The 26,312-nt window shown below is 56.9% G+C and carries 26 protein-coding genes; 13 read left to right on the top strand and 13 right to left on the bottom strand.

Annotated elements, in window-relative coordinates:
* Positions 1 to 36 precede the first annotated feature (36 nt).
* Positions 37 to 1,107 (bottom strand): tartrate dehydrogenase, encoded by a 1,071-nt coding sequence (locus DFO48_RS03815; protein WP_114862567.1) that lies wholly within the window; start codon positions 1,105 to 1,107, stop codon positions 37 to 39.
* A gap of 122 nt (positions 1,108 to 1,229) precedes the next feature.
* Between DFO48_RS03815 and DFO48_RS03810 the strand changes: the two genes are divergently transcribed.
* From DFO48_RS03810 to DFO48_RS03750, 13 genes are all read left to right on the top strand, one after another.
* Positions 1,230 to 2,138 carry a LysR family transcriptional regulator gene (locus DFO48_RS03810; protein ID WP_114862566.1) on the top strand — a complete coding sequence of 303 codons (909 nt, stop codon included), beginning with the start codon at positions 1,230 to 1,232 and terminating at the stop codon, positions 2,136 to 2,138.
* Between the two features lie 722 nt (positions 2,139 to 2,860).
* Positions 2,861 to 3,595 (top strand): DUF3577 domain-containing protein, encoded by a 735-nt coding sequence (locus tag DFO48_RS03805; protein ID WP_034400598.1) that lies wholly within the window; start codon positions 2,861 to 2,863, stop codon positions 3,593 to 3,595.
* A 388-nt stretch (positions 3,596 to 3,983) separates the two neighbouring features.
* Positions 3,984 to 4,658, top strand: a complete 675-nt coding sequence (locus tag DFO48_RS03800) for a DUF3275 family protein (protein ID WP_003054976.1) — start codon at positions 3,984 to 3,986, stop codon at positions 4,656 to 4,658.
* Positions 4,659 to 5,108: 450 nt separating this feature from the next.
* Positions 5,109 to 5,393 (top strand): hypothetical protein, encoded by a 285-nt coding sequence (locus DFO48_RS03795; RefSeq protein WP_003054979.1) that lies wholly within the window; start codon positions 5,109 to 5,111, stop codon positions 5,391 to 5,393.
* A 214-nt stretch (positions 5,394 to 5,607) separates the two neighbouring features.
* A complete protein-coding gene (locus DFO48_RS03790) occupies positions 5,608 to 5,841 on the top strand; it encodes a hypothetical protein (protein WP_003054981.1) in 234 nt (77 codons plus the stop codon).
* Between the two features lie 101 nt (positions 5,842 to 5,942).
* On the top strand, positions 5,943 to 6,503 hold the full coding sequence (locus DFO48_RS03785; RefSeq protein ID WP_114862565.1) for a hypothetical protein: 561 nt from the start codon (positions 5,943 to 5,945) through the stop codon (positions 6,501 to 6,503).
* Positions 6,504 to 6,580: 77 nt separating this feature from the next.
* The gene (locus tag DFO48_RS03780) at positions 6,581 to 7,708 is read left to right on the top strand and encodes a DUF6094 domain-containing protein (protein ID WP_003054986.1); all 1,128 of its coding nucleotides are present in this window, start codon (positions 6,581 to 6,583) and stop codon (positions 7,706 to 7,708) included.
* Positions 7,709 to 8,134: 426 nt separating this feature from the next.
* Positions 8,135 to 8,431, top strand: coding sequence for a hypothetical protein (locus tag DFO48_RS03775; protein ID WP_224648123.1), 297 nt, complete (start codon positions 8,135 to 8,137; stop codon positions 8,429 to 8,431).
* Positions 8,432 to 8,653: 222 nt separating this feature from the next.
* Entirely contained in the window at positions 8,654 to 9,001 is a 348-nt protein-coding gene (locus DFO48_RS03770) for a hypothetical protein (RefSeq protein ID WP_029158312.1), read from the top strand.
* Positions 8,994 to 9,245, top strand: a complete 252-nt coding sequence (locus DFO48_RS03765) for a hypothetical protein (protein ID WP_114862562.1) — start codon at positions 8,994 to 8,996, stop codon at positions 9,243 to 9,245. The genes DFO48_RS03770 and DFO48_RS03765 overlap by 8 nt, the downstream gene beginning before the upstream one ends.
* A gap of 60 nt (positions 9,246 to 9,305) precedes the next feature.
* A complete protein-coding gene (locus DFO48_RS03760) occupies positions 9,306 to 9,902 on the top strand; it encodes a hypothetical protein (protein ID WP_114862561.1) in 597 nt (198 codons plus the stop codon).
* Between the two features lie 101 nt (positions 9,903 to 10,003).
* Positions 10,004 to 12,397 (top strand): DEAD/DEAH box helicase, encoded by a 2,394-nt coding sequence (locus DFO48_RS03755; RefSeq protein ID WP_114862560.1) that lies wholly within the window; start codon positions 10,004 to 10,006, stop codon positions 12,395 to 12,397.
* Between the two features lie 300 nt (positions 12,398 to 12,697).
* The gene (locus tag DFO48_RS03750) at positions 12,698 to 13,729 is read left to right on the top strand and encodes a CAP domain-containing protein (protein ID WP_114862559.1); all 1,032 of its coding nucleotides are present in this window, start codon (positions 12,698 to 12,700) and stop codon (positions 13,727 to 13,729) included.
* Between the two features lie 408 nt (positions 13,730 to 14,137).
* Here the strand turns inward: DFO48_RS03750 and DFO48_RS03745 are convergent, their stop codons facing one another.
* The 12 genes from DFO48_RS03745 to DFO48_RS03690 form a co-directional block, all read right to left on the bottom strand.
* On the bottom strand, positions 14,138 to 15,502 hold the full coding sequence (locus tag DFO48_RS03745) for a type II secretion system protein (protein WP_114862558.1): 1,365 nt from the start codon (positions 15,500 to 15,502) through the stop codon (positions 14,138 to 14,140).
* 44 nt (positions 15,503 to 15,546) lie between these two features.
* Positions 15,547 to 16,128: a prepilin-type N-terminal cleavage/methylation domain-containing protein gene (locus DFO48_RS03740; RefSeq protein WP_034371094.1), complete on the bottom strand. Its 582-nt coding sequence runs from the start codon at positions 16,126 to 16,128 to the stop codon at positions 15,547 to 15,549.
* A 37-nt stretch (positions 16,129 to 16,165) separates the two neighbouring features.
* Positions 16,166 to 17,290 carry a general secretion pathway protein gene (locus DFO48_RS03735; protein WP_114862557.1) on the bottom strand — a complete coding sequence of 375 codons (1,125 nt, stop codon included), beginning with the start codon at positions 17,288 to 17,290 and terminating at the stop codon, positions 16,166 to 16,168.
* Entirely contained in the window at positions 17,290 to 19,080 is a 1,791-nt protein-coding gene (locus DFO48_RS03730; RefSeq protein WP_114862556.1) for an ATPase, T2SS/T4P/T4SS family, read from the bottom strand. Before DFO48_RS03730 ends, DFO48_RS03735 begins: the two co-directional genes overlap by 1 nt.
* 10 nt (positions 19,081 to 19,090) lie before the next feature.
* Positions 19,091 to 19,543, bottom strand: a complete 453-nt coding sequence (locus DFO48_RS03725) for a hypothetical protein (RefSeq protein WP_003055003.1) — start codon at positions 19,541 to 19,543, stop codon at positions 19,091 to 19,093.
* Positions 19,530 to 20,873 (bottom strand): type 4b pilus protein PilO2, encoded by a 1,344-nt coding sequence (gene pilO2 / locus DFO48_RS03720; protein WP_003055006.1) that lies wholly within the window; start codon positions 20,871 to 20,873, stop codon positions 19,530 to 19,532. The genes DFO48_RS03725 and pilO2 overlap by 14 nt, the downstream gene beginning before the upstream one ends.
* 7 nt (positions 20,874 to 20,880) lie before the next feature.
* Complete coding sequence (locus tag DFO48_RS03715) at positions 20,881 to 22,671, bottom strand: hypothetical protein (RefSeq protein WP_003055007.1); 1,791 nt, start codon at positions 22,669 to 22,671, stop codon at positions 20,881 to 20,883.
* Positions 22,668 to 23,252: a TcpQ domain-containing protein gene (locus DFO48_RS03710; RefSeq protein ID WP_233506303.1), complete on the bottom strand. Its 585-nt coding sequence runs from the start codon at positions 23,250 to 23,252 to the stop codon at positions 22,668 to 22,670. Before DFO48_RS03710 ends, DFO48_RS03715 begins: the two co-directional genes overlap by 4 nt.
* Before the next feature lie 227 nt (positions 23,253 to 23,479).
* Positions 23,480 to 24,061 (bottom strand): lytic transglycosylase domain-containing protein, encoded by a 582-nt coding sequence (locus DFO48_RS03705; protein WP_114862555.1) that lies wholly within the window; start codon positions 24,059 to 24,061, stop codon positions 23,480 to 23,482.
* A 7-nt stretch (positions 24,062 to 24,068) separates the two neighbouring features.
* Positions 24,069 to 24,965: a hypothetical protein gene (locus DFO48_RS03700; RefSeq protein WP_224648116.1), complete on the bottom strand. Its 897-nt coding sequence runs from the start codon at positions 24,963 to 24,965 to the stop codon at positions 24,069 to 24,071.
* Between the two features lie 2 nt (positions 24,966 to 24,967).
* Positions 24,968 to 25,540, bottom strand: coding sequence for a hypothetical protein (locus tag DFO48_RS03695; protein ID WP_003075103.1), 573 nt, complete (start codon positions 25,538 to 25,540; stop codon positions 24,968 to 24,970).
* Positions 25,537 to 26,298 carry a DsbC family protein gene (locus DFO48_RS03690; RefSeq protein WP_114862554.1) on the bottom strand — a complete coding sequence of 254 codons (762 nt, stop codon included), beginning with the start codon at positions 26,296 to 26,298 and terminating at the stop codon, positions 25,537 to 25,539. Before DFO48_RS03690 ends, DFO48_RS03695 begins: the two co-directional genes overlap by 4 nt.
* Between the last annotated feature and the right edge of the window lie 14 nt (positions 26,299 to 26,312).

Genomic DNA, 26,312 nt, shown 5'->3' with positions numbered 1-26,312 from the left:
GCCTTGCGGCGTTGTAGGTCCCTTGGAAAGAGCGCTTTAACTGGCCGCGAGCGCGTCGCAGACAGCCTTGGTGACCTGAACGGTGGTAGCCTTGCCGCCCAGGTCGCCGGTGTGGAGCAATGGGTCTGCCGTGACCTTCTCAACAGCGCTCATCACGCGCTTTGCTGCCTCAAACTCGCCCAGGTGTTCGAGAAGCATGACCACCGACCAGAATGTCCCGACAGGATTAGCCAGGCCCTTGCCCATGATGTCGAAGGCCGAGCCGTGAATGGGCTCAAACATGCTGGGATAGCGCCGCTCGGGATCGATATTGCCAGTGGGGGCTATACCCAGGCTTCCGGCCAGCGCGGCGGCCAGGTCGCTCAGAATATCGGCATGCAAGTTGGTCGCGACGATGGTATCCAGCGTGGCGGGCTTGTTCACCATGCGAGCGGTGGCGGCATCCACCAGTTCCTTGTCCCACTTGACGTCAGGGAACTCCTTGGAGATTTCCAGAGCAATCTGATCCCACATCACCATGGCATGACGCTGCGCATTGCTCTTGGTAATGACGGTCAACAGCTTACGAGGGCGCGACTGTGCCAGCTTGAAGGCGAAGCGCATGATGCGCTCGACACCGGCACGGGTCATCATGGACACGTCGGTTGCGGCTTCGATGGGGTGTCCTTGGTGCACACGACCACCCACGCCGGAGTATTCACCCTCGGAGTTCTCGCGCACGATGACCCAGTTCAGGTCCTCGGGCTTGCAACGTTTCAGTGGAGCATCGATGCCAGGCAGAATGCGCGTGGGACGCACGTTGGCGTACTGGTCGAAGCCCTGGCAGATTTTGAGACGCAGACCCCACAGTGTGATGTGGTCCGGAATATCGGGGTCTCCTGCTGAGCCGAACAGGATGGCATCCTTGCCACGCAATGCGTCCAGACCGTCCTCCGGCATCATCACGCCGTGCTTACGATGGTAATCACCACCCCAGTCGAAGTCTTCGAATTCGAAGCTGAAAGCCTTGCTCTGCTCGGCCAGCACTTGCAAGACTTGCTGGCCTGCAGGAACCACTTCCTTGCCGATGCCGTCACCAGGAATAGTCGCAATTTTGTAGGTCTTCACTAGGGTCTCCGAGTAGTTAGTCGATGAGTGACTATATGCACGTCAAAGCCTAGAATTCAGCCTGCAAGTGAATCCATTGTTTACTTCAAGCTAACGATCTTCCAACCTCACTCAGGGGAAATATGACGGCATCCATCCAGCCTGCGGATCTTGGTTTTTTCTCAGTTCTCGCTCGTGCAGGCAGTTTGAGCGCAGCGGCACGAGAGCTGGGCATTACAACGCCCGCAGTGAGCAAGCACCTTACCCTGATGGAGAGCCGGCTGAACACGGCACTCGTCATCCGGACGACAAGGCGCATGAGCTTGACACCAGAGGGCGAGGTGTACCTTGAGCATGCTCGTCGCATCCTGGGTGAGATTGACAACATGGAGCACCTGTTAGGCCACGGAAAGGCCACGCCAAAAGGACTGTTGCGGGTAAACGCGACGCTGGGCTTTGGCCGTACGCATGTATCACCGCTCATATCCAGGTTTGTTCGCAAGCATCCCCTGGTAGAGGTACAGCTTCAACTTTCGGTGAACCCGCCAGCGCTGACAGACGACTCTTTCGATGTGTGCATTCGATTCGGCCCACCGCCAGATGCAAGAGTGATTGCCAAGCGCATCGCACCCAATCGCCGTCTGCTGTGTGCATCCCCTGCCTATCTTGCTGCACATGGCACCCCCAAAGTACCCAATGATCTGAACAAACACAACTGCATAGGCATCCGCCAAGGTGAGGAAGCTTATGGTGTCTGGAGACTCTCCAGCGGGCGCGGGAGCAGCGCGAAGGTGAGCACCATAAAGACACGAGGAAACCTCACCACCAATGATGGAGAAATTGCCGTGACCTGGGCCCTCGATGGTCATGGCATTCTGATGCGTGCCGAGTGGGACATTGAGCGCTACTTGCATAGCGGTCGTCTCGTGCAAGTGCTGCCGCAATGGCACACTCCAGATGCCGATATCTACGCGGTATACCCTCAGCGTCATCAAATGGCCACTCGCGTCCAAGCCTTCGTGGAGTATGTGACCCAGGCATTCCAGCGCTAGCGCACGCAACGCGCTCTCTAGTCGCTCGCTCTACGAAGTTGAGTACCTCTCGTACCGGTGAATGAGGACACATCCGCACCAGCTTCAGAGCCTTTCCGAACGAGACTACTGGGAGTCTATGACGCTCGAGCTGATCTATTGCGGGCGCAGGTCTTCAATGACCATCATTCCACAACGAGATGACCGGCCTGCTCTTTCTGACTAGCTGCGGCATTCGACTGAGATGGTATGGACACCGCCCGCTGGCGGAAACACCGCTGCTCCCTCCAAGGCCTTTGAAGCAGATGGAAACCCGGATGAGCCGAGGCCTTTTCATACCACGCACCGTGTATTCAGGTCCGGATGCGAACGACGGCAATTGCTGTGAAGCAGACTTTAGCTACCGAGGGGCGAAGGACCGCAACGGGTCGATTGCTGCCGGTGGTCAGTACAAGCAGGCCGGTCATCACGTCTCGGAATGATGGTCAATTAAGGCCAGCGCCCGCAAACTCGCCGCGCCAACTGTCAACACTGTTTGACGGGCAGAAATCTACCGTTTATTCTCCTGCACGTGAACGCCCTTGGGCACACATAGACGACTGAGCTTTTGAGAGTCGTCAACCGATCCCCCAAGGATCGGTCAAAGCATTACCTCGCAACCCGGATGGGGATCATCGCCCCATCCAGACCTTGCGGTCAGGTGTGGCTGTGCTCCGTCCAAACATTGGAAATTTGGAGTCATCATGCAGCAACAACAAGCACCTGCTCAACGTGAGTTTTTCAACCTGCACGCTAACGGCATTGGATATTTGTCCCGTGTTCGTTGGGTTACGCCCACTGGTCGTGGTCGCAAGGCTGAACCGTTCCTCGCTTGCGCTATCAGTGCGCTGCGTGGGGCAGCGGATTCTCCTGACTACACCTACTTCGATTTGCGCGTGTCCTCTGCCGAGGCCATCGAGCTTATCGAAAGTCTGCAAAAGGAAGTTGATGAGCGCCGCAAGGTGCTGATCTCTTTCCGTATAGCTGACCTCTATGCTCACCCGTATGAACGAGACGAGCGTGATCAGAAGGGACGCCCCACCGGGAAGAAGGAACTGGCCGGCCTCATCAAGGGCCGTCTGATTCTTGTGAACTCGGTGAGGGTCGATGGTCAGCTCGTGTATCAACGTGCCGAGTCGAATGCGGAGGCTGCTCATGTCGGCAGTCAACCGCAGGGCGATGAAGCGTTCTACGATGATCATGGTGTTGGCAGTCCCGAGCAGGGCGGCCAGGATGAGCAACCACATGGACCTGCACCGCAGGAACGTGCACAAGCTCCAGCTCCACGTCAGCAACCTCAGTATCGTGCTCCTGCTCCGCAGGGCCGTACACCTTCGGCGCCTACGCGCCAGCCAGCCCGCTCTGGCGGGTACGGCAGTACGCCTGGCCATCAACGGCAAGGCGGATATGCTGATCGACGCGAACATGATTACGCGTAATCAGCAGTAGCCACCCACCCCTGAATTGCGAAAGCAATTCAGGGAGTGATTTGTGGCCCGAATTCCCTGGAATTGCGCTATGCTCTCAGCCTTTCCAAGTGTTTGCCGGTATCACTCAAACCAAACCGGATGCTAGGCAACTAGCGAAGCAGGTGAGCCTCTGAAACTTGCGCGCCCTACGGGCCGAGGCACTTATAGACGGTACACACTTCACTCGTTGACGCACACCTCGAACCGGTGTGTTCTGTCTCATTCCCAAAGGATCGGAAGTCCTTTGGAGATTCCAAACAGCACTCCACAGGCATATGCGTGTGGAGTGTTTTTCTTTCACCCACGCGGGCCTGGCCCCGCGTTGGACTGGTGCTCCGCAATCTGATGGAGCAAAAGCTTGATAAAGCTCGAAAACGTGACGTTGCGTGTCAAACAAATTCGAGGGGGCCGCTACGGCGATTTCTGCGTCGGGGAGCTATTCCACCAGTGCTGCGAACTCAAGGTCAAGGATTCACTCCTGGATCAGTTTGAAGAAGGCGAGTATCACGGTACTGTTTGGATCAGCCGAATCTTTCTGCACCAGTACATTGCGTTTGGAAAAGCCGTCACGGAGATGAGAGCAACGCTGCATGACATGCAGCTCGATAGCGCCTCCGACGCTCCTGTCGAAACGGAATTGGCCGAGCCCGACCCACTGCTTGAATCGCCATCCCTGGCGTCTCAAACGCCTGTGTGGTCAGCTCCGCTGCCCGCGCCGAGTACCGAGTCGAAGACCGAGGGGTCCAGGCGGTTGGGCGAACAGATGCGAGAGCGCATTGAGAGAATAAAGCGAAACCCTGGGCAACCAGCCCAAGCAATTGCACAAGCGTCCTCAGTCGAAGATGTAGGTCAGGTCGATACGCCCGATCTTCCTGAAGTGCTCCGGGAATACTGGGATCAGATCCGCGCTCTTCAACCAGTGAAGCTCGATCCCACTGTCGATCGCTCGATGTTGCGAGAGCAGACCAAGGCCATCGGCCAACTGGGCTCCTATAAATTTGTGTTCCAAGATCAAACTTGGCATCCAAAATAAAGCCCATCGCCCGCATCAGCGGGCTGATCCATATGCGTGAACGCGCGTATATGGATCAGCCTACTGCCTGGTAGCCAGGCAGCGGGAAGGTGGAATTAGGGTGGCTGCGACCTGATGCGCAGCGGCTTTGCGATAGTGCGTGTCCGGTGAAAGCCAAGCCGGCCTCGTGACCGCGCCGTTCCTTGGCTGTCTGAGCCCGTTGTGACAGCCGGCCAGCCTAGCGGCCTGGGTACTGTAATCTGGCAATGCCGGGAGCCCGATGGGTTCCCAGAGTGTCTGCAGCAATTGCGGATCTTCTGGGAAACCATCTGACCATCAATATGGTTTCGCGCACTTTGAGCCCTTGAAAAGTGCAGGCAGCAATGCCATGGGCATCATTTTTCTATAACCCTCGCGGGCACAACTGTCCGCAAGGGCCGGCGTGCCCGCTCCTTATCGGGAGGAGTCTCCATGGGCACACCTTCCAGCCTTAAGCTCATTGCTTGGTCTGAGGACCAGCGCATGCAAATGCATGACGCCTATCGCAAGTTCGTGGCGATGTGTACCGAGCAGGACTACGAAGCACTGATGCGACTGCGCGAGCAGGTTGCACCAGGGCAGGTTTGTTCGATCGTGACGCTGATCAGTTCTTGCTATCAAAAGCCGGAGCTGCTTGACGGCATGCCGTCGAGCTTGGTTCAACTATTGAAAGAGCGGAATTTGCCGCCGCCGTCTGCTGACGCATCCTCTTTCTAAGAATAGGTAGCGCATCGCGCGCATCCATTTCCTCGAAAAGATGCACTAGGTCCAGAGGCTCCTCAAGACGAGGAGTCCCTGTTATCACTCTCAACTGGGGACGCTTTTCAGTCATCTGGAAAGTGTCTCACGTTTTCAACCTCTCTCAACCCCGGATGGGCCGTGTCCCATTCGGGCGCGCTCGTCCTTTTCCCCCATCAACAGGAGAAAAGACATGACGCAAATCGTTCAATCGCAAGCAACTACTGGTGTGACTTACGGCGTTCTCGCTGCTCAATGTGGCGAGGTTCTGCCGATGCAGGTTCTGCGTAGTGGAGGCGGCTTCTACCTCGGTACTTGTACCGAGCGTGGCCCGTTCACTCGTGAATCTCTGGAGACTTGGAATACCCAAGCCAAGGCTGAAAAGGCCTGGGCGAAGGGTCACTGGTCCCAGAAGGACCACCTTTAAACCCGTGCCAGTCCCTGAGAAATCAGGGCTGGCATTTTCTTTCCCTATGGGGCTTTGGTCCCTATGGGCTGGAGTTCCCTGAGCCTTGTTTGGAGGACTCTATGTCTATTAGTGCAAATGAAGCTGCGTTCAAAGAGCTTCTCCTGTGGACTCAGAATGAGCCCGCGCATCGCTACGAGGTCTACGACACGCATATGGAGGTGAAATACCGGCTCTATATCGCGAAGGACGCTATTGCTAAGGCAACTGAGCTGGGCTTGACAGCCTTCCAGTGTCGTCTCATGGACCGCACCGTGGAGCAGATCCGGTATGTCAATGGCATATGGATGCATGAAGGCGGCAGCATGCTGTCGACCGTGCAGAGGCTGTTCGATCATGAGGCGCTCTTTCACATCATGCGTCGCCTAGAGATGCGTGCTGAGATTGAGGAGCTGCAGTCGCCAGACGTTGAAGACGTAATGGCGCTTGCCGATACCGTGGCCTTTCGCCGCATTCAAGACTTGCCTGCTCAGCAGTCAGCAGCGTCCGTCATCGCGGTGCATGCACGCTCTAACCCTCTCTACCGAGAAGCCTTGAAGCGGGCATTGCCGCGCCTCGACATCTACGGAAAGGTTCAAGAACTTACCGGCGTGGGTCTTGATCCTGACGAGATCCCGTTCTAAGCGGTACTGACGTACCACCTCTTTAACCAAGCCAGCTCTCCATAAGGAGACTGGCTTTTCTATTTCTGGAGCTGCCCATGGCCTTAATGTTCTCGCGCCTGGCGCACAACTATGTCAAAAACGGCTACTACCCCACGGACGAGGAATCCATACGCCGGATCTCAAACCTGCTGCAGATGCCCGAGAAGGGGGGTATACGCATGTTTGACCCTTGCTGCGGCGAGGGCAGCGCGCTCGCCGATTTACGGCAGCTACTGACCGTCGATCGAGGGCGAATCGGCGGTGCCGAGGCCTTTGGCATCGAGCTCGACCGTGACAGAGCGCGTCATGCAAAGGGAATCCTCGACCGTGTGATTCATTCGGACGTGCACGATGTCGTGCTCAAGCCGAGAAGCATGGGCCTGCTGTTTCTAAATCCGCCTTATGGCTTCGGCGTAGCCGATCAATCAGCCCAGCGCTCGCTGTTGGCGGAGGCTGATAAGGCCGAGCGCCTGGAGCGAACCTTTCTTCGGAAAACCTTGCCATATCTCGCCTATGGCGGAGTGCTTGTCTACATCATTCCGCACTACGCGCTCGACGACGAAATACGCAGCTACCTGGTGCGCAACTTTGAGGATCTGCGGATCTTCATGGCGCCAGTGCAGCAGTTTCGACAATGCATTGTGATTGGCAAGCGCTGCCGGGCAACCCATGCCACCAAGGCGGCCCTGCAGCCACTGACTGAGGCCCAGGCCTCGGAAGAGGGCGCCCCTGTCATTCCAGACTCCTGGGAGTTGGAGCCATATGTCATTCCTGCGCTGCAGGTCGATCAGGAGTTCGACTTCCACGCTGTGCAGATCGATGCCGAGCAGCTCGGCGACGAGCTGGACAAGTATGAATCGAGTCTGCTTTGGAGCGGGCTTTCATCGCAGTTCAGTCAGGTCGGCGGCGCTTGTCGACCGCCGTTGCGCGATCTGACGCCATGGCACCTTGCGCTTGCCCTTGCGGCTGGCCAGGTGGTCGGAATGATCCACGGCGCCGGCGGCAGAACGCTCCTGATAAAGGGGGATACCTACAAGCGCAAGGAGCGCAAGGTGTCCGTTGACTTTGACGAGAAAGGTCAAGCATCGCAAACCACGGTGATGCTGGACCGATTCGTCCCCGTCATCAATGCCATCGAGTTCACACCCGACCACCGGCTGGGTCGGATCGTCAACGTCGCATAGTTTTTCCTTAACCACTGCTGGCCTCGGTCAGCGAACCGCAACCCCCTGGGGACACTTTCCCAGGGAAGGTCGTCCTCGTTCATTCACTTGATTGGAGATGTCCTTGAGAAATGCTGTGAAGCCAGCACAACCAGCGCAGCGTTATGACACACCGCTGTTTCGACCGGGCCGATGCGTAGCAACGCTGGGCCTAGACAACCTAATTTGCCAGGGGACCATCAATCCCCACGAGCTCCTGCAGCGGCACATCTGTGGCGATCCAGGCGAGCTGGCCAACACGAAGATGGTCATGCTTGCGCGCGACTTGGAAGCGGCGCGTGGCCAGCGACTATCTGCATTCCTCGTCAACAGCGAGTATGTATGGGTCCTGACAAGTGCTGACTGGTCGGTGACAAAGTTGATGCTTCCATCCGAATGGCGAGCTCAATGAATACCGTCCAGCTACTGGAACACATCCTCAGCCTCGATCAACAGGGGCTGACATTGCTGGACGCGCCTATGGCCACCGCACTCGCAGAGCTGCCCGCCAAGATTCCCCAGATCTTGGATGCGCTCAACAAGGCGTGTGATGCATCTGCAAGTCTTGAGAACGTCATGCTCCATCTCGGGGAGCGCATGACGGAATCTGACCGGACTTTTCGCAACCTGGTTGCCTTCGATCTGTCACTGGCGCTTGGCCTGCTTGCTTCCAGCAGCAAGCCGTGCATCAGTGATGGATTCTGATAGGACCCATTAAACCCACGAGAACCGGCTGCAGCCGGTTTTCCCCAGCCTACCTGTAGGGTGAGCTGCGGAAAACCGTTTGACCTATCAGAAGCGGTTTTAAGGCGCGCTGAGCCACGAAAGCGCACCAGGTCGAGAGACCTTGGCATTTCTTCAACCACCCGTGCGGGCCTTTCCCGCAGGGGAGGGGCGCGCTCCATCCACTTCAACCAGGAGCGATCCATGAATACATCTTTTTCTAACAACATCCGTGATGGCCACCGTGGGAACACCGAGATTGATCTCGGCGACCGGCGTGTGCTCACCGTCTCAACACGTAAGTTGAATAGCTCCCTCGTCACATCGGCCTCTGTGTCATTGGTTGAGGGAGGTTTCAAGCGCTTTGTCATGGGCTTTGGCGGCGATGGCGATTTCAGCAAGACGCTCGTGGCTTCAAAGCCTAAGCGTGTGACTGAGAAGGTTGTCCGCGAACAGCATACGCAGGCGCTGACCCAGATCGAGGACCTCAAACTGCAGGTCGAGATGCACTACGACGCCTTGGAGAAACGCAAGGCGGCTGCCCATGCATGAGCTGGAGGAAGCAGCGCGGGATGTCGTTGACTCCTGGGAGTCGGGCGACCTTGCCGGTGCTGTCACGCAGCTCGGCAGGCTTCTCAACAACCAGGATCTGAATCGCGCTGAGTGCGCCGATGCAATCGCCCGTGCCAGGGAGATCCACGCCGATGACCAATGTGTCATCGATCCCTTGCCGCTGGTAGCGCCGGCGGAAGACGGTACCTACGTCGCCGCCTGGCTCTGGATACCGAATCCATAGTCTTTCATCCACCCACACGGGGCACGCCCCTTGTGGGCTGCTCCATAAAAGGAGCATTTCATGCAAAGAGCGCTTCACCGTATAGAGGGTTTCGCGGATCTATGGGCCGACGCTTGCCTGCGTAACGATGAGGGCGAGCTCATGTTTCTCTCGCTCTATGGGCGCGATGCTTCTGCCATGCAGTTCATCGCGGCTATGGAGCTGGGCAGGACTGAGCACGGAATCACGGATTTCACGTTGGTGAGCCCTGAAGGAACGCGAAACCATGTCCAGGTTGGATCTGCGGAGCGCCTGGGAAAGTTCACCGGCCGTCTGCCGCGTCAGAACCTCTTTGGACCCTTGAACCACCTGTTCGTCTACGACAAACGCCTTCAGGAGATCGACAAGCCCAACCGCATTGGCTGGGTCGTGTCCAACGTCGACGCCGGCATCGAGGAAAAGGTGTGGACCCTGGTGAAAACCTTGGCTCCCATTGCGCTGCTCGATCACTGGCAAGCACCCTTGATTGCCTGGTGTCGAGAGAAGGGCGCTGTCCACGAGCTCGGGGGTGGCCTCTATCCACGGATCGGAAATCTTCGCGCGCTGCGTGTAAGTATTTCTGATCACTTCATTCGGCATGTAAGCGAGGGCGTTCGCAACCGCGTTCTCCTTCCTTAACTCCATCAAGGCCTCGCCAGAGGCCTTTCTCACCTTCATTCATCTAACCGTTGGGCGCGCACTCCTTTGTGGGGTGTGCGCTCATTTTTTTGGAGCAAACAATGAACGATTTGGTAATTGCTGAGCCCGCTGTGACAGAGGCATTGACTACTGCGGCCGAGGCCGCCCCGGTGGTACAGGAAGTCGCTGATGAACTTGGCACGATCGAAGGCGCAGATTTTCTGGCCGAAGTGATTGATGAAACCCTGCCCCTGGGAGATTTCATACGCGAGTTTGGCCAAGGGCTGCTCGATCAGGTCCGGTCACAGAACCCGCCTGTCTATCTACCGCAGCGCGATCAACTGTCCGAGGTCTGGCTGGCCCGCCAGCAGATCCTCGACAATTTGAAGCGCAAGCCATTCAAAGAGCAATCCGAAGCGGTTCAGGCCATCGTAAAGCTCCTGGCTGATCGAGGCGAGCCAGCTGCGGTCTTGAACGCGGAGATGGGCACGGGCAAGACCATGATGGCCATCTGCGTGTCTGTGCTGCTTCAGCAGCTGCAGCGACGCAATCCGCGCACTCTTGTGATCTCACCGCCGCACCTTGTCTACAAGTGGCGTCGGGAGATTCTTGACACGGTACCCGGCGCTCGGGTCTGGATCTTGAATGGCCCGGACACGCTGCGCAAGCTGCTGCAGATGCGCGCCCGCTTGGGCATCACAACGAGCCAGCCGGAGTTCTTCGTGCTGGGCCGTGTGCGGATGCGTATGGGGTTTCATTGGCGTCCGTCCTTTATCGAGCGCACCATCCTCGTTGGTGGCCAGCGTTTCGTGGCTGCATGCTGCCCTTGCTGCATGCGGCCGCTCGAATCGAAGGGCGATGACGACGAGACCTTGCCCATGTCCGTGCCCTTGGCCAAGCAGGTCCTCAGTGACCGCCGGCGAAAGTGCGAACACTGCAACTCGACGCTGTGGACGCTGATTCGCAATGGGCGGCCCATTGACTCTATGTCCGACCTGGTGCTCAACGCACTTCAGCAGATGCCAACCATCGGCCCGGTTTCTGCGAAGCGGCTGCTCAGCAAGTTTGGAGAGAAAACACTGGCTGCGATGCTGGAGGACAACGTCTACGAGTTCTTGAACTTGATGGACGAGAACGGGGAGCTTGTATTCAGCGACAAGCAGGCGAAGCGCATGGAGCGAAGCCTGGCCACGTTCGAGTTTTCAATCGGGCAGGGCGGCTATCAGCCCACGGAGTTCATCAAGCGCTATCTGCCGACCAACTACTTTGGTTTGCTGGTGGTCGATGAAGGACACGAGTACAAAAACGAGGGCTCGGCCCAGGGTCAGGCAATGGGCGTGTTGGCCAGTCAGTGCGAAAAAGTGCTGCTGCTGACGGGCACACTCATGGGCGGCTATGCGGATGATCTTTTTCACCTGCTCTGGCGCGTCAATCCCAGGGTGCTGATCGAGGACGGGTTCAAGCCATCCAAGACCGGCTCCATGGCTGCCGCGACCATGGGCTTCATGCGCGTGCATGGAGTGCTTAAGGACATCTACAAAGAGACCTCAACTACTTCCCACCGCACGGCCAAGGGCAAAGGCGTGACTGTTCGCACAAGCAAGGCTCCAGGGTTCGGCCCTGTGGGTATCTTGCGTTACGTGCTTCCCATTACGGTATTCCTAAAGCTGCGGGACATTGGGCAGAAGGTGCTGCCGGCGTATGACGAGTCCTTTGTTGACGTGCAAATGCGCGATGACCAAGCCGAGGCATACGTCGCTATGTCGATGAAACTGGTGCAGATCCTTAAGCAGGCCTTGGCCATGAAGGACAGCACGCTGTTGGGTGTGGTCATGAACGTATTGCTTGCATGGCCAGAATGCTGCTTTCGTTCGGAAACGGTGAGGCATCCAAGAAGCAAGGAGCTGCTGCACATGCAGCCGGCTCTGTTCGATGATGTGGAATGCACTCCGAAAGAGGCCAAGCTCATTGAGCTCTGCATGGATGAGAAAGCCCTCGGCCGCAAGGTCCTGGTCTATTCAATCTATTCAGGCACCCGCGACACCACGGCCCGGTTGCGCATGCTGCTCGAAGCCAGGGGGTTCAAGGTAGCTGTGCTGCGTGCCAGCGTAGATGCGGCCAAGCGTGAAGACTGGGTAGCAGACCAGGTAGAGCGAGGCATCGATGTGCTCATCACCAATCCCGAACTGGTGAAGACTGGCCTGGATTTGCTTGAGTTCCCAACGATCGCTTTCATGCAATCGGGATTCAACGTCTACACGATGCTTCAGGCTGCCAGGCGCTCCTGGCGCATTGGTCAGAAGCATGATGTTCGCGTGATCTTCCTTGGCTACGCCGGCACTTCACAAATGGAATGCCTGCGACTCATGGCCAAGAAAATCGCGGTATCGCAGTCCACCTCTGGCGATATGCCTGAAAGTGGACTGGACGTTCTCAACGACAACGAGGGCGAAAGCATTGAGATGGCTCTCGCGAGAGACCTTTTGACGATGTAGCCCATTTTGACCACAAGCTGTTTTCACAGCTTGTGGTCATTTTTTTTATTTTGGAGGCACTTGACAGAAATACAATTGTCACGCAAAGTTACACAAGGCTTCGTTGGAAATCTTCGCGTCACCCCTTGTGAGAAGCCCACAAGATATGTCCCACGCGGAGTACCAATGAAATAACGCCATATCGTTACCAAGCACAGTCCATACAGACTGTCGCGTCTCTTCCAAATTTCCATTCAATTTTTCGCACTCGATTTTTCAGTCGATCGAGCGCAGCTTTCATATTTGAAATAGAGGTTCCAGATGAAGATTTCCAGCACTCTCTCGATTGTTGCAATTGCCTGCGCGCTAGTTGCTTGCGGCGGTGGTGGTGGCGGTGGTAATGACACACCATCTAACGGTGGAAGCGTCCCGGAGACTCCGAAGGAGAACTTCCCTGTAAACATCGTGCCAAGCAGCTATGCAGACAAGAACCGGGCCGACATTTACGACTTCACTAACAAGAATCGTACGATGTGCGGCTTCAACTCGGTAAAGCAGCGTGCGGAACTGGACGAGTCAGCCGGGCGGCATGCCAAATATCTTCAAGTAAATAAGACGCTAGGCCATGTTGAATACGCTGGAAATCCGGATTTCTATGCTGCGACACTTAGCGAGCGCATCGCGAAGGCGGGATTTGAAACCATGGGAGCGATTGAGATAGCTTCTGCTGTCAGCGGTGGAACTTTGTTTGCCGGGGCGGGCGGGTTTAGCGCTGACGAGCCCTCTGGCCTGGACAACATCAAACAGCTTTTTGCGACGGTCTACCACCTGCAGGGAGCTTTGGGAGAGCACAGCGACATGGGCATAGGATTCTCGATTAGCGAAAACATCTCAGCCGTGCCTGGAACGACGAACTTTTACTCTGCTGCCGTTGTGAATTTTGGAACGCCGCAGGGTTCTCAGCCTGTGGCATACGCAGGCTCTGACGTTCGCACGTTCCCTTGCGAGGGCGTAGCTGATGTTGCGCCGGCTTTCATTGGCGAGTCTCCTAGCCCATTCCCGGCCCGAGACTTCAACGCAGCGCCCATGGGCATGCCGATCTATGTCGCAGCTCCAGCCCAGCAAAAGATTGCACTTAGCAGCTATAAGGTGACCAGCAGCGGTAGCTCTGTCCAGGCGCAAACCTTGACGAGCTCCAACGACCCGCAGCGCTTGGTTAAAGAGAATGAGGTGTTCATCGTCCCGGACGCGCCTCTGCAAAGTAATACCGCCTACCAGGTTGAAATCACCGGGACAGTGAACGGCAAGCACTTCGCTAAGTCGTTTAGCTACAGAACTGGTACTCAGTATTAAAGCAAAAAAGGCCTGAATTTCAGGCCTTTTTTTATCCCTGCGGCTCAGCCCCCATCGTTGCCACCGCCATCGTGATAAACGCCTGATGCCGTAACTATCGGAATGGTGTTGGTAGGACATGAGGTGCCATTAGTTAGCGGCGGGCGTCCACCGCTAGCCCCAGCCCTAACCACGCAAGCATAGAAGGTTGTGACAGCGCCTGTCTTTGAGGAATGTATGGTAACCACTGCCCCCTCAGGAGCGCCGCCATAGCCAGGGACAGGGACAGGGACGACTGTTTGAGGTGTTGGAGGGGTTGGAACATAAAGGCGGTTTGTCCCGGTGGAATCGTAGTTTTGGGCGATCACGCTTGACGAATAAGCCGCCAAAGTGACCAACGCGACGAGTATGCGTTTCATGTGCGCCTCTTTAGTAAATACAATAAGTCTGAGCAATTGCTTCGCCGGTAGCTGGCGAACCAAGGTTATCTACTACCGAGATTAACCACGCCCAGCCGTAGTCAGTGGCATAGTGATTCAACTTGACGGCATCAGTGCTTTGATTCTTGGGAGTGAGGATAACCATCGATCCCGCAGTTCCAGAAACGCAGGCTGGCTTAGATACCCAGGTCCCATTGCTCGCGGAGTAAGATTCAACAAATATCTTCTTTCCAAATCGATCTGCTAGCGGTACCCATTGGTTTCCAGAGCAATAGAGGGCAATATCCTGTGCATTCCATGCAACTCCTCCATTCTGCGGACACCATCCTCCAGCTACAGCATCTTTTTGTGGGGAGATTCCTTTCCAATAGCCTCCGATGCACATGACAAGTCCCTGGCCGGTCGAATCCTGAGCAATATCGCCTTGCTGGTTTGTTCCTGCGCACCAGTTGCCCTTGATTTGAATGCTTGTTGGCTTGATGACTTGGCCGTACGTTCGACCAGAACCGTCGCTCATCGAGATGCCGGCTGTAGGGATGCCAGAGCCGTTCTTAACCGTCAGGTCGCCGCTGCTGTTGATGTTGGTGGTCTCGGTTGGCCCATTGCTGATTGACAACGACTGAGACACGAGCGAACCTGACTTCACTTTCCCCACCACACTCAAGTCGCCTTGCAGATCGGGATCTCGGTCGTCTCGGATGCGTACAAATTGAGAATAGATCGCTGCAGTCCTGGTCGTGCAAACGCCATAAGTGGCTGGGCCTGCGCCCACTGGAGCCGGATAGTCACAGCTGCTCCCACGCAGGCGGCTCGGCGCAAGCAAGGTCACCGTAGTGCCATACCCCTGGCTGGCGGATCTGATCTCTTCAGCTTGCACATGCCAAACGGAGCCCGTGGCGGCCGCGCAGCCTCCATCGGCTGCATATCCATTGCAACTGGCGGTCAGTGGTAGGTGGCTATACGAATATGCGGTCAGCGAGCATGCCGATCCGGGGCAGCCAGATCGATCTACCGTGAGAAGTTGCCGGCGTCTCATTGGGTCGATGAGAGGAAATGAGGCAGGCAAATACTTGGCAGTGCGCAGCTCGTCGATCGTGGGAGCGAGCGGATCGGAGAAGCCGGCCACAACCGATCCCATGGCAAGGGCCTGGGCATTGAGGTTCAGGAACTTGTCCATTCCATCCTTGAGCGTCGAGAGGTAGACGCCAGTAGCTTCTGCGCGGCCGCTGTTGATCTTGTCGATTGCCTCCTTGGATGCATAGACGCCGAGAACAGCGGTCAAGCCAAGCACAGCGATGAGCTCAAGCAGGAGGAAGCCAGCCTGTTGTTTACGATGAGGGCGCTTGCGCAGCATAGTGTCCTTTGGCCGTGCCAGAGGCGGCACGGCGTGCGGGGGAGTTATTGGAAGGTGTATTCAATGTCGACGCCCGCCGGCACCGCGCAGCTGCTTTGCAGCGTTGCGATAGCAGGCTGGCCACCAGCGGCCTTTACGACGACCGTTCCCACCTTGATGCTTTCTGCTGCACGCACCATCTGCGTAATCATCGGCATGCAGGCCTTCTCGTGAACCTTTGAGACCGTGACCAGCAGATTGGCGCCAGGCGTGCCGGTTACGGCAATTGCCTGTGGGTTCAATCCGGTTGCTTGTATGGAGTGGGTCGCGGTAGCGCCGGAAACGCTGAAAGCAGAGTCTTTCAGTGCGCTGGCCAGCGTGGCCGTTGTCACGCCCGTATACGGCGTCGCAGTGGCCACGGTGTTTGCTGCGCCCTGGATCGACGCCACGGCCTTGGCAAGGTCTCGCGCAAAGTACGGCGCACGGTATTCTCGATAGAGTCCTTGTAGCGCTGGAAATGCCAGCACCGCGAGGATCACGATAATGCCCGCAACGACCATCAATTCGATCAGCGTGAAGCCATCTTCTTTTCCTTTGCGTCGAAACGACTTGCGCATGCGACGAGATTGATTGATAAAGCTCTGCATAGTTTTTTGCTCCTTGAAAAAGCAGGTTGAAATAGACTTACAGGAAAACCATTTTTGCGGCATCGGTCATTTCTTGAATGGCAGAAAATGTGTTGAAAACAACCCAACCGACTATTGCTAACGATACAAACAGAATTCCCCATCGGAGGATGAATGCACGCTTTTTAATGCTCTTGCCCATATCTCGCTCTGTGCGGCGGCCTGTTAATTGAAGGCCGGCTTCTAAAGACTTTGCTTCAGAAATGTCGAACAAGTAATAAAGAGCATCCGGCTCCATTAGGCCTACATCGAATAGCCTACCATCCACAAAGCCGAGCTCGATATTTTCTTGAATGCGTTGGCAATACCATTGCAGCCAAGGCTCCGCCTGCAATGAGATTGCCTTTATGCCTTCTCGAAGGTTTAGACCAGAGCCGCGCTTCACCAGAGTGGATAGGGTCGAAAGAAACATCGCGCCGCGATAGTTCCTGTAGACACGGTAGATAATTATCTTTTCCGCCCATTGACGAGAGCGACCGCTCCAGCGTGTCAAGGACCAACTAAATGCGATGCAAAGTATTAGGATTCCTATTGCTAGAGGAATAATGTATGAGGCGAAGACCTTGGAGAAATGATCCAGATCCAATGCATGCGGACCATAAAGTGTTTCAGGAACGAAGTCGAAGGTCGCCTTAATTTGCGGCCACACAAAAGCAGGCACGCTTGTGAGAGTTGCAAGGACAACAATAATTGCGAATATTGCTACAGCAATGATTGAGAGAAACAGGCTACGGGCCTCATCAACCACTCTCACCAAGCGCGCAGCCTCTTTCAATGCATCCGGTACTGATCCAGTGCCTCCGTGGTTAGCTGCTGAAGCAATAATCAGCATGTCTGCATCGGGCAGCGTGCCTCGCCAAGTAGCGCCGATGTCTGTGCCCGTGTCCAGAAACTTGCCTGCCCAGTATTCAGAAAGCACTGCTCGCGGATGGGGGCGGAGCTTCTGCCAACGGTTCTTTGGCGCGTAGCGTTGAGCATCCTTCACGAATATATCGTGCATGAGAATTCGGCCATCGGAATCTGAAAGCACGTCTGCGAGATACTCGTAATAGTCAGCACGATGCCTTCTGAATTGACGTGCTGCGCGATTTAATGGCGAGAAAAAATCAAGTATGGAATGCATCACACAGCCTGCAGCTTCTTAATAGATTGAAGATTTTTTGTGTGAACTGCAGCCATTTCACGGCGTCGTTCCACTGTGACGAACGACATAAATCGAGGCTCGATCTCTCTAGGGTCTATTTCACCTTTGCTCATTTTGTATATGGCACAGTCCATTGCAGACTTTCCGGTCATATCTGGATCGTCATAGGGTGCAGTACGCAATGACGCCAGATACCGGCTAAGTTCAATTGTTTTGGAGTCGCGGATGCATTCCAGGAAATGGTCGTCAGGCTCGACCAACTCGGCGACCACGGTGCGACCAAGTAGCCCATTCAGTTCAGGCAATCCATCACGCCGGCATTTATCGCATCCATCGGGGTTTCTGACATATATTTTCTCTGGTTCAATGCCGTAGAGACGTTTGATGCGTGAGAAGTAATCTTCCCACTCTATTGCGTCTTCACCTTGGAGGAGCTTTGTGGCCTTTAGCTTGCAGCCTGGGCAGTTTTTCGGAAGTAGCGCCTGATATCCCAGCAGCTTGAGGTTCCCTGGTGTGGAAACGACATCGATGTCAATGCCAATACCTGGCGATATCAAGCGTGCTGGTATACCCATGCAATTACGAGCGTGCACAGTCGTGTAGCAGTTAGTACCCGATTCGATAGCATCTTGAAGCAGTGCTGCGGTTTGCTGGTCACGAATCTCGCCGATGAATAGATCGTTAAGAGCGGTTCGCTTTAATGTTCTCTTCTTTGGCTTGAAAGGGTCCTCATCGCTTTCAAGGTCGCGACTCACTGTGTTCTGGTGGAAGTGACTGCCAGGCAAGATGTTTTCTCGCGGGTCTTCCACTGTCATCACTTTGCGCGTGCTTGGAACTCCACTGAGTAGTGTCGATATCGTTGTCGATTTGCCCGAGTCAACGACCCCCGAGAGGATGATTGCACCGCCCTCGGATCGCATGGCTCGCATCAGCATGGCGATCTGTGTAGGGAGGTAGCCCAGTTGCTCCAGCGTCAGCGGTTCTTTCTTGGCATTAATGGGCGTGATCCGCATTGTTATCTGCGGGCCTTCGTCACAGGCCATCGACGCCCAGCGCAGCATGAACTGTCCAAACTCGGCCAGATCGATGAAGATCCGGCACTGGGATTCGACAGTGCCATTGAAAACGGGGTCTTTGACGCCCTTGGCAGTTTGGTACGCGACTCCAGCGATGGACAGAAGCGTGGCAGTTGGCAAGTGGAAGCGTGGTGGGGCCACGTACTTGCCCTCGATGGTGAACCGGACCTCGCTGCGTGCTTGGGCAGTGAAGATGTTCAGGTGAATGTCAGAGGCGCGGTTGGTTACGCCGTAACGCACCAGTTCCTCGAACGACTGGTAGTAGCCGGCTTTTGCCCTGTCGCCCAAGATGTTGCGAAGGCGCTCCCCCTGGGTCCCGTCGATGTGGCCACGCGAGACGGCATGGATGATGGTTTCACTCTCGACCAGATAGACGTTGGCGCCTGGTGCGAGACGGTAGTTTTTGGACAGGAGGAGCTCGGTCGTAGCCCGTAGTTCTTGCGAGCTTCGGTGGCGGTTGCTCACGAGCAAAATGAACTGTTTGCTGTCTTTTCGTGTTTCGAGAGGACAGATGTGCTGGGCCAGACTTCCCGCCAGGTTGATGTCCTTGTCCTTCCCGAGCGGGCGATGGAAGCTCACTTCCTTGAGCAGCTCGGTCTCGGTCTTTATGACACGTTGACTGAGGACGAAAGTGGTCGCAGTCGGTGGAGCTGGGACTGTTGAGCGTTGACGTGAGAAGAATGGCCACTGCATCTTTGGTTCCTCAGCGGTCGCTGCAGAGCTTCTGCGGGAACTTGTTGTGCTGCAGTTCGATGCACCGCGCATCAATGCGCTTCGCTGTGTAGCCTGCCTTCGTCTCTGCAGGCATAAAGGCGTAGATTCGACCGTCGATAGCGACCTCGGCCGTCCAGCGGCCTCCGCGCCCGTAGATGCCATCGAGGGTAAGAAGTGGGCGAGGCTCTGGCGGGACTTCTACGGCTGGCTGCACCGTTGGTGCAGGTGCTTGTGGAGCCGCGGCTGAAGGAGCGGAGCCGCCCGTTTGGCCGAGCGCAGCCTCAACGGCTTTATCGGCTTCGAGTTGCATGAGCTTCTTCACGGTTGGAGCAAAGCCATAGCCTGGCTGTGGCTGCGATGCGGCCGCAGCGAGATCCTGGGCGGCAGCGTGCATAGCGAAGCCAATCAGCGCGGCTGCAACGGCGGGCTTAGTTCTTTGCATAGATTTCTCCGGCCAATGTGGCCGTCATGAGGCTTTTCTTGAGAGACGCTTCGCCGTTGGCCTGCCAGTCGTTTGGCAGGCGGGCAAAGTCAACCTTGAATGAGGTCCATGCCACTGGCACCTCTGGAGCGATCAGCAGATCCACGCTGAGCAAGGGGCCGCTAAGGTTGGTCAACGCAGCTTTGTAGATGGCCAGCCCTAGCTCGGCAGGCATGGACACGGGCTCTCCGACCTTGTTGAGCGGTGCAGGAACTGCTTCCGGCTGGAATGGCCCGATGGTTTTTCCGCTGAAAGCGCGCAAGATGAGCTGCAACGAGCTGAGACCACGTACTTGCTGGGTGGCCAGTGGGGTTAGTTCATCGAAATTGAGGCGGCGTGCAGGCGCTGACACTTGCATCACAGCCTCTATTTCATCCACTGTGGAATAGCGGACCGTCCACTCGCGTGGGCGCAAGCGGTCGAAGTCCTCGTTGGTGGGGTCGAGACCCACGTCTGCGGTGCGCTCGAATTTCAGCGTGCAGCCCCAAGTGCTGCCAGCGCTTGGCTTGCAGTCGGTCTCCTTTAGGCGCCACCCCGCGATGCTGGTGGGTAGTTTTTCAGTGGCTTCGCGCAATGCGCGTAGCGCTTCGTGCCCGTAGGTAGACTTTTCCTGTGCATATGCTTGGAAGGCTTGAGTCCATGCTGTCTTGGGGTCCAGCTCATTGGCGTTGGCCAAGAGCTCTGCTTGGCGTTTTTGCTCCAGTTGCCAATAGTCCCAAGCACGAACTCCCCCGAGCAAAAGGATCGCGCCGGCGACGGTGTAGAGCACAGCTGGAGGGATGCTGGTGCCGACCTTGGCCAAGGGCTCGCTTGCCTCATTACTGGCTGCTGCGCTGATGACCTGGCTCAGCGTTACGGGCTGAACCTGTGGGGCAGGGTAAAGTAAATCTGGCTCACTCGTGAACAGTGAGATGGACGAGGTGGCCAAGCGCTCAAATGCAGCCAGCCGCGCGCGAGCCGCTTCTTCGTCCGTCACCAGCGCATCGAAGCCAGTCGCTGGTGCTCCGTCGATTGCGGCGCAGATCCAGATCCCTTGTGGGAGCCTGATGGCTGCAAACACATGGCCATTGGCGAAGGCGGCCACGCCGGTAGCCAAGGCGATGAGCTTTTCCCCCTGGTTGGAGACTTTGAGTTTCGCGGTGCCCACGGTGGCTGGTGCTACCGTACAGTAGTAGTCCGCCTTCCCCTTGCGGGCAAGTTGTTGTGCGTGCTTCTTGAGATTCACGGCTTGGACAGTCTGCTGCCAAGTCACGCCGATCACATAGCGCCGCTCAATGAGGTATGCGCTCATGGTGGCCTCAGTTCATGAGCACAGGACGAACCACAACGAGGAATTCCTCACGTTCCAGGCTTTGCGCGTCAGAGCCGCCAGCGAGCAAACTCCAACCTTCAGCCAGACGGCGGCGGTTGTCTTTGGCTTTGTAGCGGGCCATGCCGGTGAGGACCATGACTTGGCCAGCTTTGAGCATGACCGTCGATTGATCGTCGATGCCTGACCTTTCGGGGTTTTGGACCCTTGAGATCGAAGTACCCTGGCCCGAGGTCGTCTCAGTCATCGCCACCAGGTTGGTCATGCTGATGCCGAATCTCAACTGCACTGAGCCGTTGTCCAAGATCGCGGGTTGGATCATGAAGCGATCGCCCGTAGTGACATTGGCAGTCTTCATGCCCACTGACCCTGAGCCGGCTGCAGTGGAGGTTGAAGGCAGCGTCTCAGACACGTATGAACGGTCGTTGAGGTTGGTCTTTCGAGCCCATTGGCGGTTCATCGCCTGCATTTCAATGGGGCGATGCTGGATGTTGGTGCCATACTCGTTCAGCGCCTGAATGGCCGCCTGTGAGCCTCCCCAGCGTGCTACCGTGCCGCTGTTCGGGTTGCCTCCATTTGCCAAAGAGAGGATCGTCATCCCGAATTGGCCAGCCGTGTCGCCCACCAGCGAAGTGGGCGAATCAATGGTGGCGCCCCATTTGGAGGTCAGCGAATTGAGCACCACGCCCCAGTTCACGCCTTTCTCGTCGCCGTCTTTCGTCGTGATGGAGTAGATGTCCATCTGAATGCGGACCTGGCGTGTCAGCGACTCGTTCTCGGACTTGACCACTTGGCGGATGCGCTGCATGGCTTCCTTGGTCGTCGTCACCGCGAACCTACCGGTACCCTGGTTGATAGCGATGGATGATCCGGGCACCGCAGCCACCATCTGCTGCAGGCTATTCATGAATGAATTGAAGATGTCCAGTGATCCAGCTTCGTCGATGCGGAAATTTGACTGGGAATTGCCGGTGGCGCCGGTGGTGCTGCTTGCGCCCGAGGTTGAGCCACCTTGCAAATTCATAGCAAAGTCCTTGCTTCCTTCAAGAGCGGCGATCTCGAAGGTTTCTGTGACGTAGCGCTCAATAATGATCACGCCATCGCGATACGCATAGGACAGTCCCAGCCTGGCTGTCACGAACTCAGTGATGCCGCGCGGCGTGTTGTTCTTCCAGTCCATCTCAACCGTGTCGAGCAGGAGGTTTGGACCAGGGCGTATGACCTCGACGCTCGCCTGGCCAGCAGCGGCCAGAGGTGCAGGCATGCTCATTCCTGCAACTGTGGCGGTCGCGGGCTTGGCCGGCTGGGCGGTGCTTGGGCTAGAGGCGACTGCCGATGACGCCGAGCTGTATACGTCCTGCTTGATGCGAAACGGAACGCCAGTTATGCGGGACATGCGTTCGGCCCAAACTGCGAGGCTGACCTTGCCGCCAGTGCTTTTGTCTTCAAAGCTGATGAGCTTGAAGGTTTCATCGAAGATGGCGGGAAGGGAGTCTTCGGAGCTGATCTCGATCATCTCCGAGCCGATCCATGGACGCGATGCACGGCGCGCAACGATGGGCGAGAGCTGACGGGCTGCCGCTGCATTTGTGGCAGTCTTGTGGCCCTGTGTGGACTCTTCTACGCGCAGGCTCCGATTCATGACACCTGCGGCCTCCATGGAGCTGTCAATGTGGCCACGAACTTGCTGGGTGACTGCGGGCGAGACACATCCTGCGAGCAGCAGAGCAGAAACGAGGGCCGTGGGTACGACGCTGTGCTTTAGGTTGGCCAGAATCATTGGGTGCATTCCTTGTCTTGCTCGCCACGGCGGGTGATACGGGCCAAGGGCGGGTTATTGGGGTAGAAGCAGACATCGAGCGGGTATTCGCTCGCTTGAATGCCTGGTGACGACAGGGCGGCGGTCACGGCCTGCTCGAATGGCATTTCGTAGGTCTCGGGGCTTCCGATCACGACATGCTTGCGCGCATCCCAGCGCACGCGATAGCCGGCTTCTGCGGCCCAGCGTGTGAAGGCCTTGTTCAGCGTTACGTCCTGGAGCTTGAGCTCCCAGCGACGTGCAGGCTGTCCAGAGCCGTCAGTGAAGGAGGCTTTCCAGTGTTGGCGCGCCTGGTCCACCCACGAGCCCGAGCCTGGAACTGCGCTGGTTGTGAACAGTCCCTCAATCTGCGCGCGCGATGGTGCGCTTCCCTGTACCACTGCAGTGGCCACCGCTGTAGTCGGTGCGCTCGCTGCTACTGCTTCCAGCTTGGTGCCAGCAGCAGTTTCGGTGAGCTGAAGCTTGATCCCTGGAGGGAGTTGGCTGTTGACCGTCGAGATCAGATTGGCGACCGTGGAGCCGCCTGCCTGTTTGACGGACACCTGAGTGTCCAGTGGTACTGGGCTGCTGAAGGGAACGCCCAGCCGATCTGCCAAGAGTTGAGCCAGGCCTTGCGCCTTGTCCTGCCATGTGACTTCGATTTCTGATTGCAGGAGCGTTGATTTGGCGCTGGTGCCTTCAGCTTCCTGTGCCATGGTCGGCCAGGCAGTAAGCGCAACAGCGACAGCTGCCACGCATCGTCCTAGGTGATGAAATTTCATTGCGTTCCTCATTTGCTTGCTCGGGCCATGGCGTCTGCCCAGGCAAACTCGCGGTACAAAGCGAGAACCATGGGGACGTAGGCTTGTGTTTCGCGGTACGGCGGAATGCCTTTGTGCTTACGCACGGCGCCAGGGCCGGCGTTGTATGCGGCGAGTGCCAGCTCCCAGTCTCTAAACTCGAACCACATCTTTCGCAGGTAAGCTGCGCCGGTGGCCAGCCCAATCTCGGGCTGATACAGGTTCACCTTTGGGTCCTGCAAGCCTTCGCCACGGGCTGTATCTGGCATGACTTGAGTGAGACCGAGAGCACCTGCAGGCGATCTCGCACGCGAGTTGAATTGGCTCTCGATAGCCACGAGAGCCATTAGCAGCGCAGGTTCCAGTCCGTAGTGAACAGCGATCGCGCGAATGGCCGGCTCGTGCTGCCAATAGTTGCGGAGCAGTTGCTCACAGTGGGCAGACCTGGAATTTCCGCGAAGGCAGTCGTAGGTCGGGAGCTTTTTCGGCGGCACCTGGGCCAGGGACAGGCCAGGTGCGGCGACGAGGGCTGCTAATAGCAGATTGCGAGTGATGTGGGCTAGGCTAAACATCCGCGCCTCACAGCATCGAGAGGGCCAACAGCCCAATGAGCAAGGTTGTTGTGCCTTTCACGAGATAGTGCACAAGCTCGCCCGTGGCAACACGTCCCGAGGTGTAGCGACCGTAAAGGCCGCTGAAGGCACTGGCTGTGACAAGAAAGAAAAACGCGCCGCTTCCTGCAAGCAGCATTTGCTTGAGGCTGGGCATCTGTATCCCGGAGCCCTGCAGGAAGCCTTGCTGCATTGCCGCCGAAACTTCCATGCATGCGCCGGTGACGTCTCGCGGGCAGCTGTTGCCACTCAACCCTGTGCCACCGTTGCCACCCGTGCTTCCAGAGCCGTTTCCGGGCGGGTTGGTGTTGCCTGGGTTGGTAGGTCGTCCATTGGCCATCCTGGCGGCCATGTCGCATATAGATGTGCCATTGCTGTCGGCAAAGCCACGGCAAGACCCTGAGTTAATCATTCGCTGGCAGTTGCCGATGCCAAGCTGCACGCAAGCGAGCACCAGATTCCCGTCGACGGCGCGCCCATCAAAAGTGCCCAAGCCAATCAATTGGCGGACCACCCCGGAACGCATGGCGTCGGCGGTCAGTTGGGACCAAGCATCGATCTGGGCCTGCAGGGGCAGCTGGCGATACTGTTCAGGCGTCACCCCTGCATACTTGGCGATGTTTGTCCTGTTCATCTGCAGGACGCCATAGCAGCAGCTGCCGTTGAACGCGCTGGTGTTGCCGCCCGATTCAACGTTGATAGCGAGGTTGGCCACAGCCTGCGCGTTCTGCTTTAGCCAGGCACTCGCATTTGGCGAGTTTTGAATGGCTTGGGTAATGTCTGCAGAGCTGACGATGGCGGCCAGAGCCACGGCTGGCAATAGCCACACAAGCTTGGATAGTCGCGGGAAAAAGCGGCAGCTCATGTCTAGCTCAGGCGCATGGCGCGATTGCATGCGGGAATGACTTTGCCGAACTGCCATGCGCGGAATCGAATCGTCAGGGCTGGCTGGGTCTGCTCTATGCGGTACTCGACGCGGTTCTGCGATCGGTCGGTATTGGCGTACAACATGCAGTAGCCGGGGAGTTCAATGGCGCGCAGTCCAGGCCGAGGCGGCCAAGCGATGACACGCATGGTGCAGACACTGTAGATGTCCATGGCTGCCGCGCCATTTGGTGCATCCAGGCAAAGTGTGTTGCCCGCAGCGGCGAACATGCTGAAGATGACTTTGCCCTCAGCGGTTGCGGCGTCACCCAGCAGCGCGAACGCAGGCATGCGCTTTCCTGCACTGCCCAGTCGTGGAGCGGAAAGCTCTGTTGCCCAAACTGTCTTGAGGATCTCCCGGTCCTCCGCTGTACCCGTGGACGAAAACACCGAGCTGTCGAAGACGACTTCTCGCATGATCTCCCAGGACTGCGCGTGAGAGCTTGTCGCCATGGCAATGGCAAGCGCAGGGAATAGGGCAGAAATGAGGGGGCGAACGGAGGCGGGCGCGATCATCGTTGGTCCGCCTTCAAACGACCGCCACGCTCCAACTCATCCATGAATTGCTCGGGCGGTGTGGCGCCAACCAAGCGCTTGCCGCTTGCCAGCACCACGGTGGGCGTGTTGTTCATGTCATAGCGCTCGCCGAGCTTGAGGATCTCAACCAAACCATCGGTGTTGCACGACTCGGGCAATTGCGGCCGTGCGCCGTCCATGATGGCTTTCCACACGCCGGCACGGTCGCGTGAGCACCAGGCCATACGTGCAAGAGATTGACTTCGCCGGTCAGTGATAGGGAAGATGAAACGATAGATCGTCACGTTGTCGATCTGGTCGACGAACTTTGTGAAGACTCGGCAGATGGGGCAGAACGGGTCTTCGAAGAGCGCCATCACACGGCTTCCATCTCCGTGCACTTCCTTAATCGCGTGCTGCAGGGGAAGCTTGTTGAATGGGATGACCATCCTCTTGTCTTGTTGCAAGGCGGTCAGGTCTGTTTTGCTCTTCAAATCCATCAACGAGCCGCCAACAAAACTGTAACGACCCGTTTCATTCACATAGAATATCTCCCCTTCGGAAATCACCTCATAAATGTTGGTGAGTGGTGTTGTATTGATTTGCTCTACACGCACCGCTCCGTTCGTGTTTGCGTTGACGCCAGCCTTGATCTGCGCCGCAACCTTCTCTGATACGTCTGCAGCTATTGCTCCAGCCGTCAGGCTAACGAACAAAGCCGCGGCTGCGGCAAGCCTGCCTCTCACAACGCGAGGCATTGCTTTGATATGTG

The organism is Comamonas sp. AG1104 (assembly GCF_003350425.1).
Lineage (GTDB): Bacteria > Pseudomonadota > Gammaproteobacteria > Burkholderiales > Burkholderiaceae_C > Comamonas > Comamonas testosteroni.
This window is presented reverse-complemented; position numbering and strand designations above follow the sequence as displayed.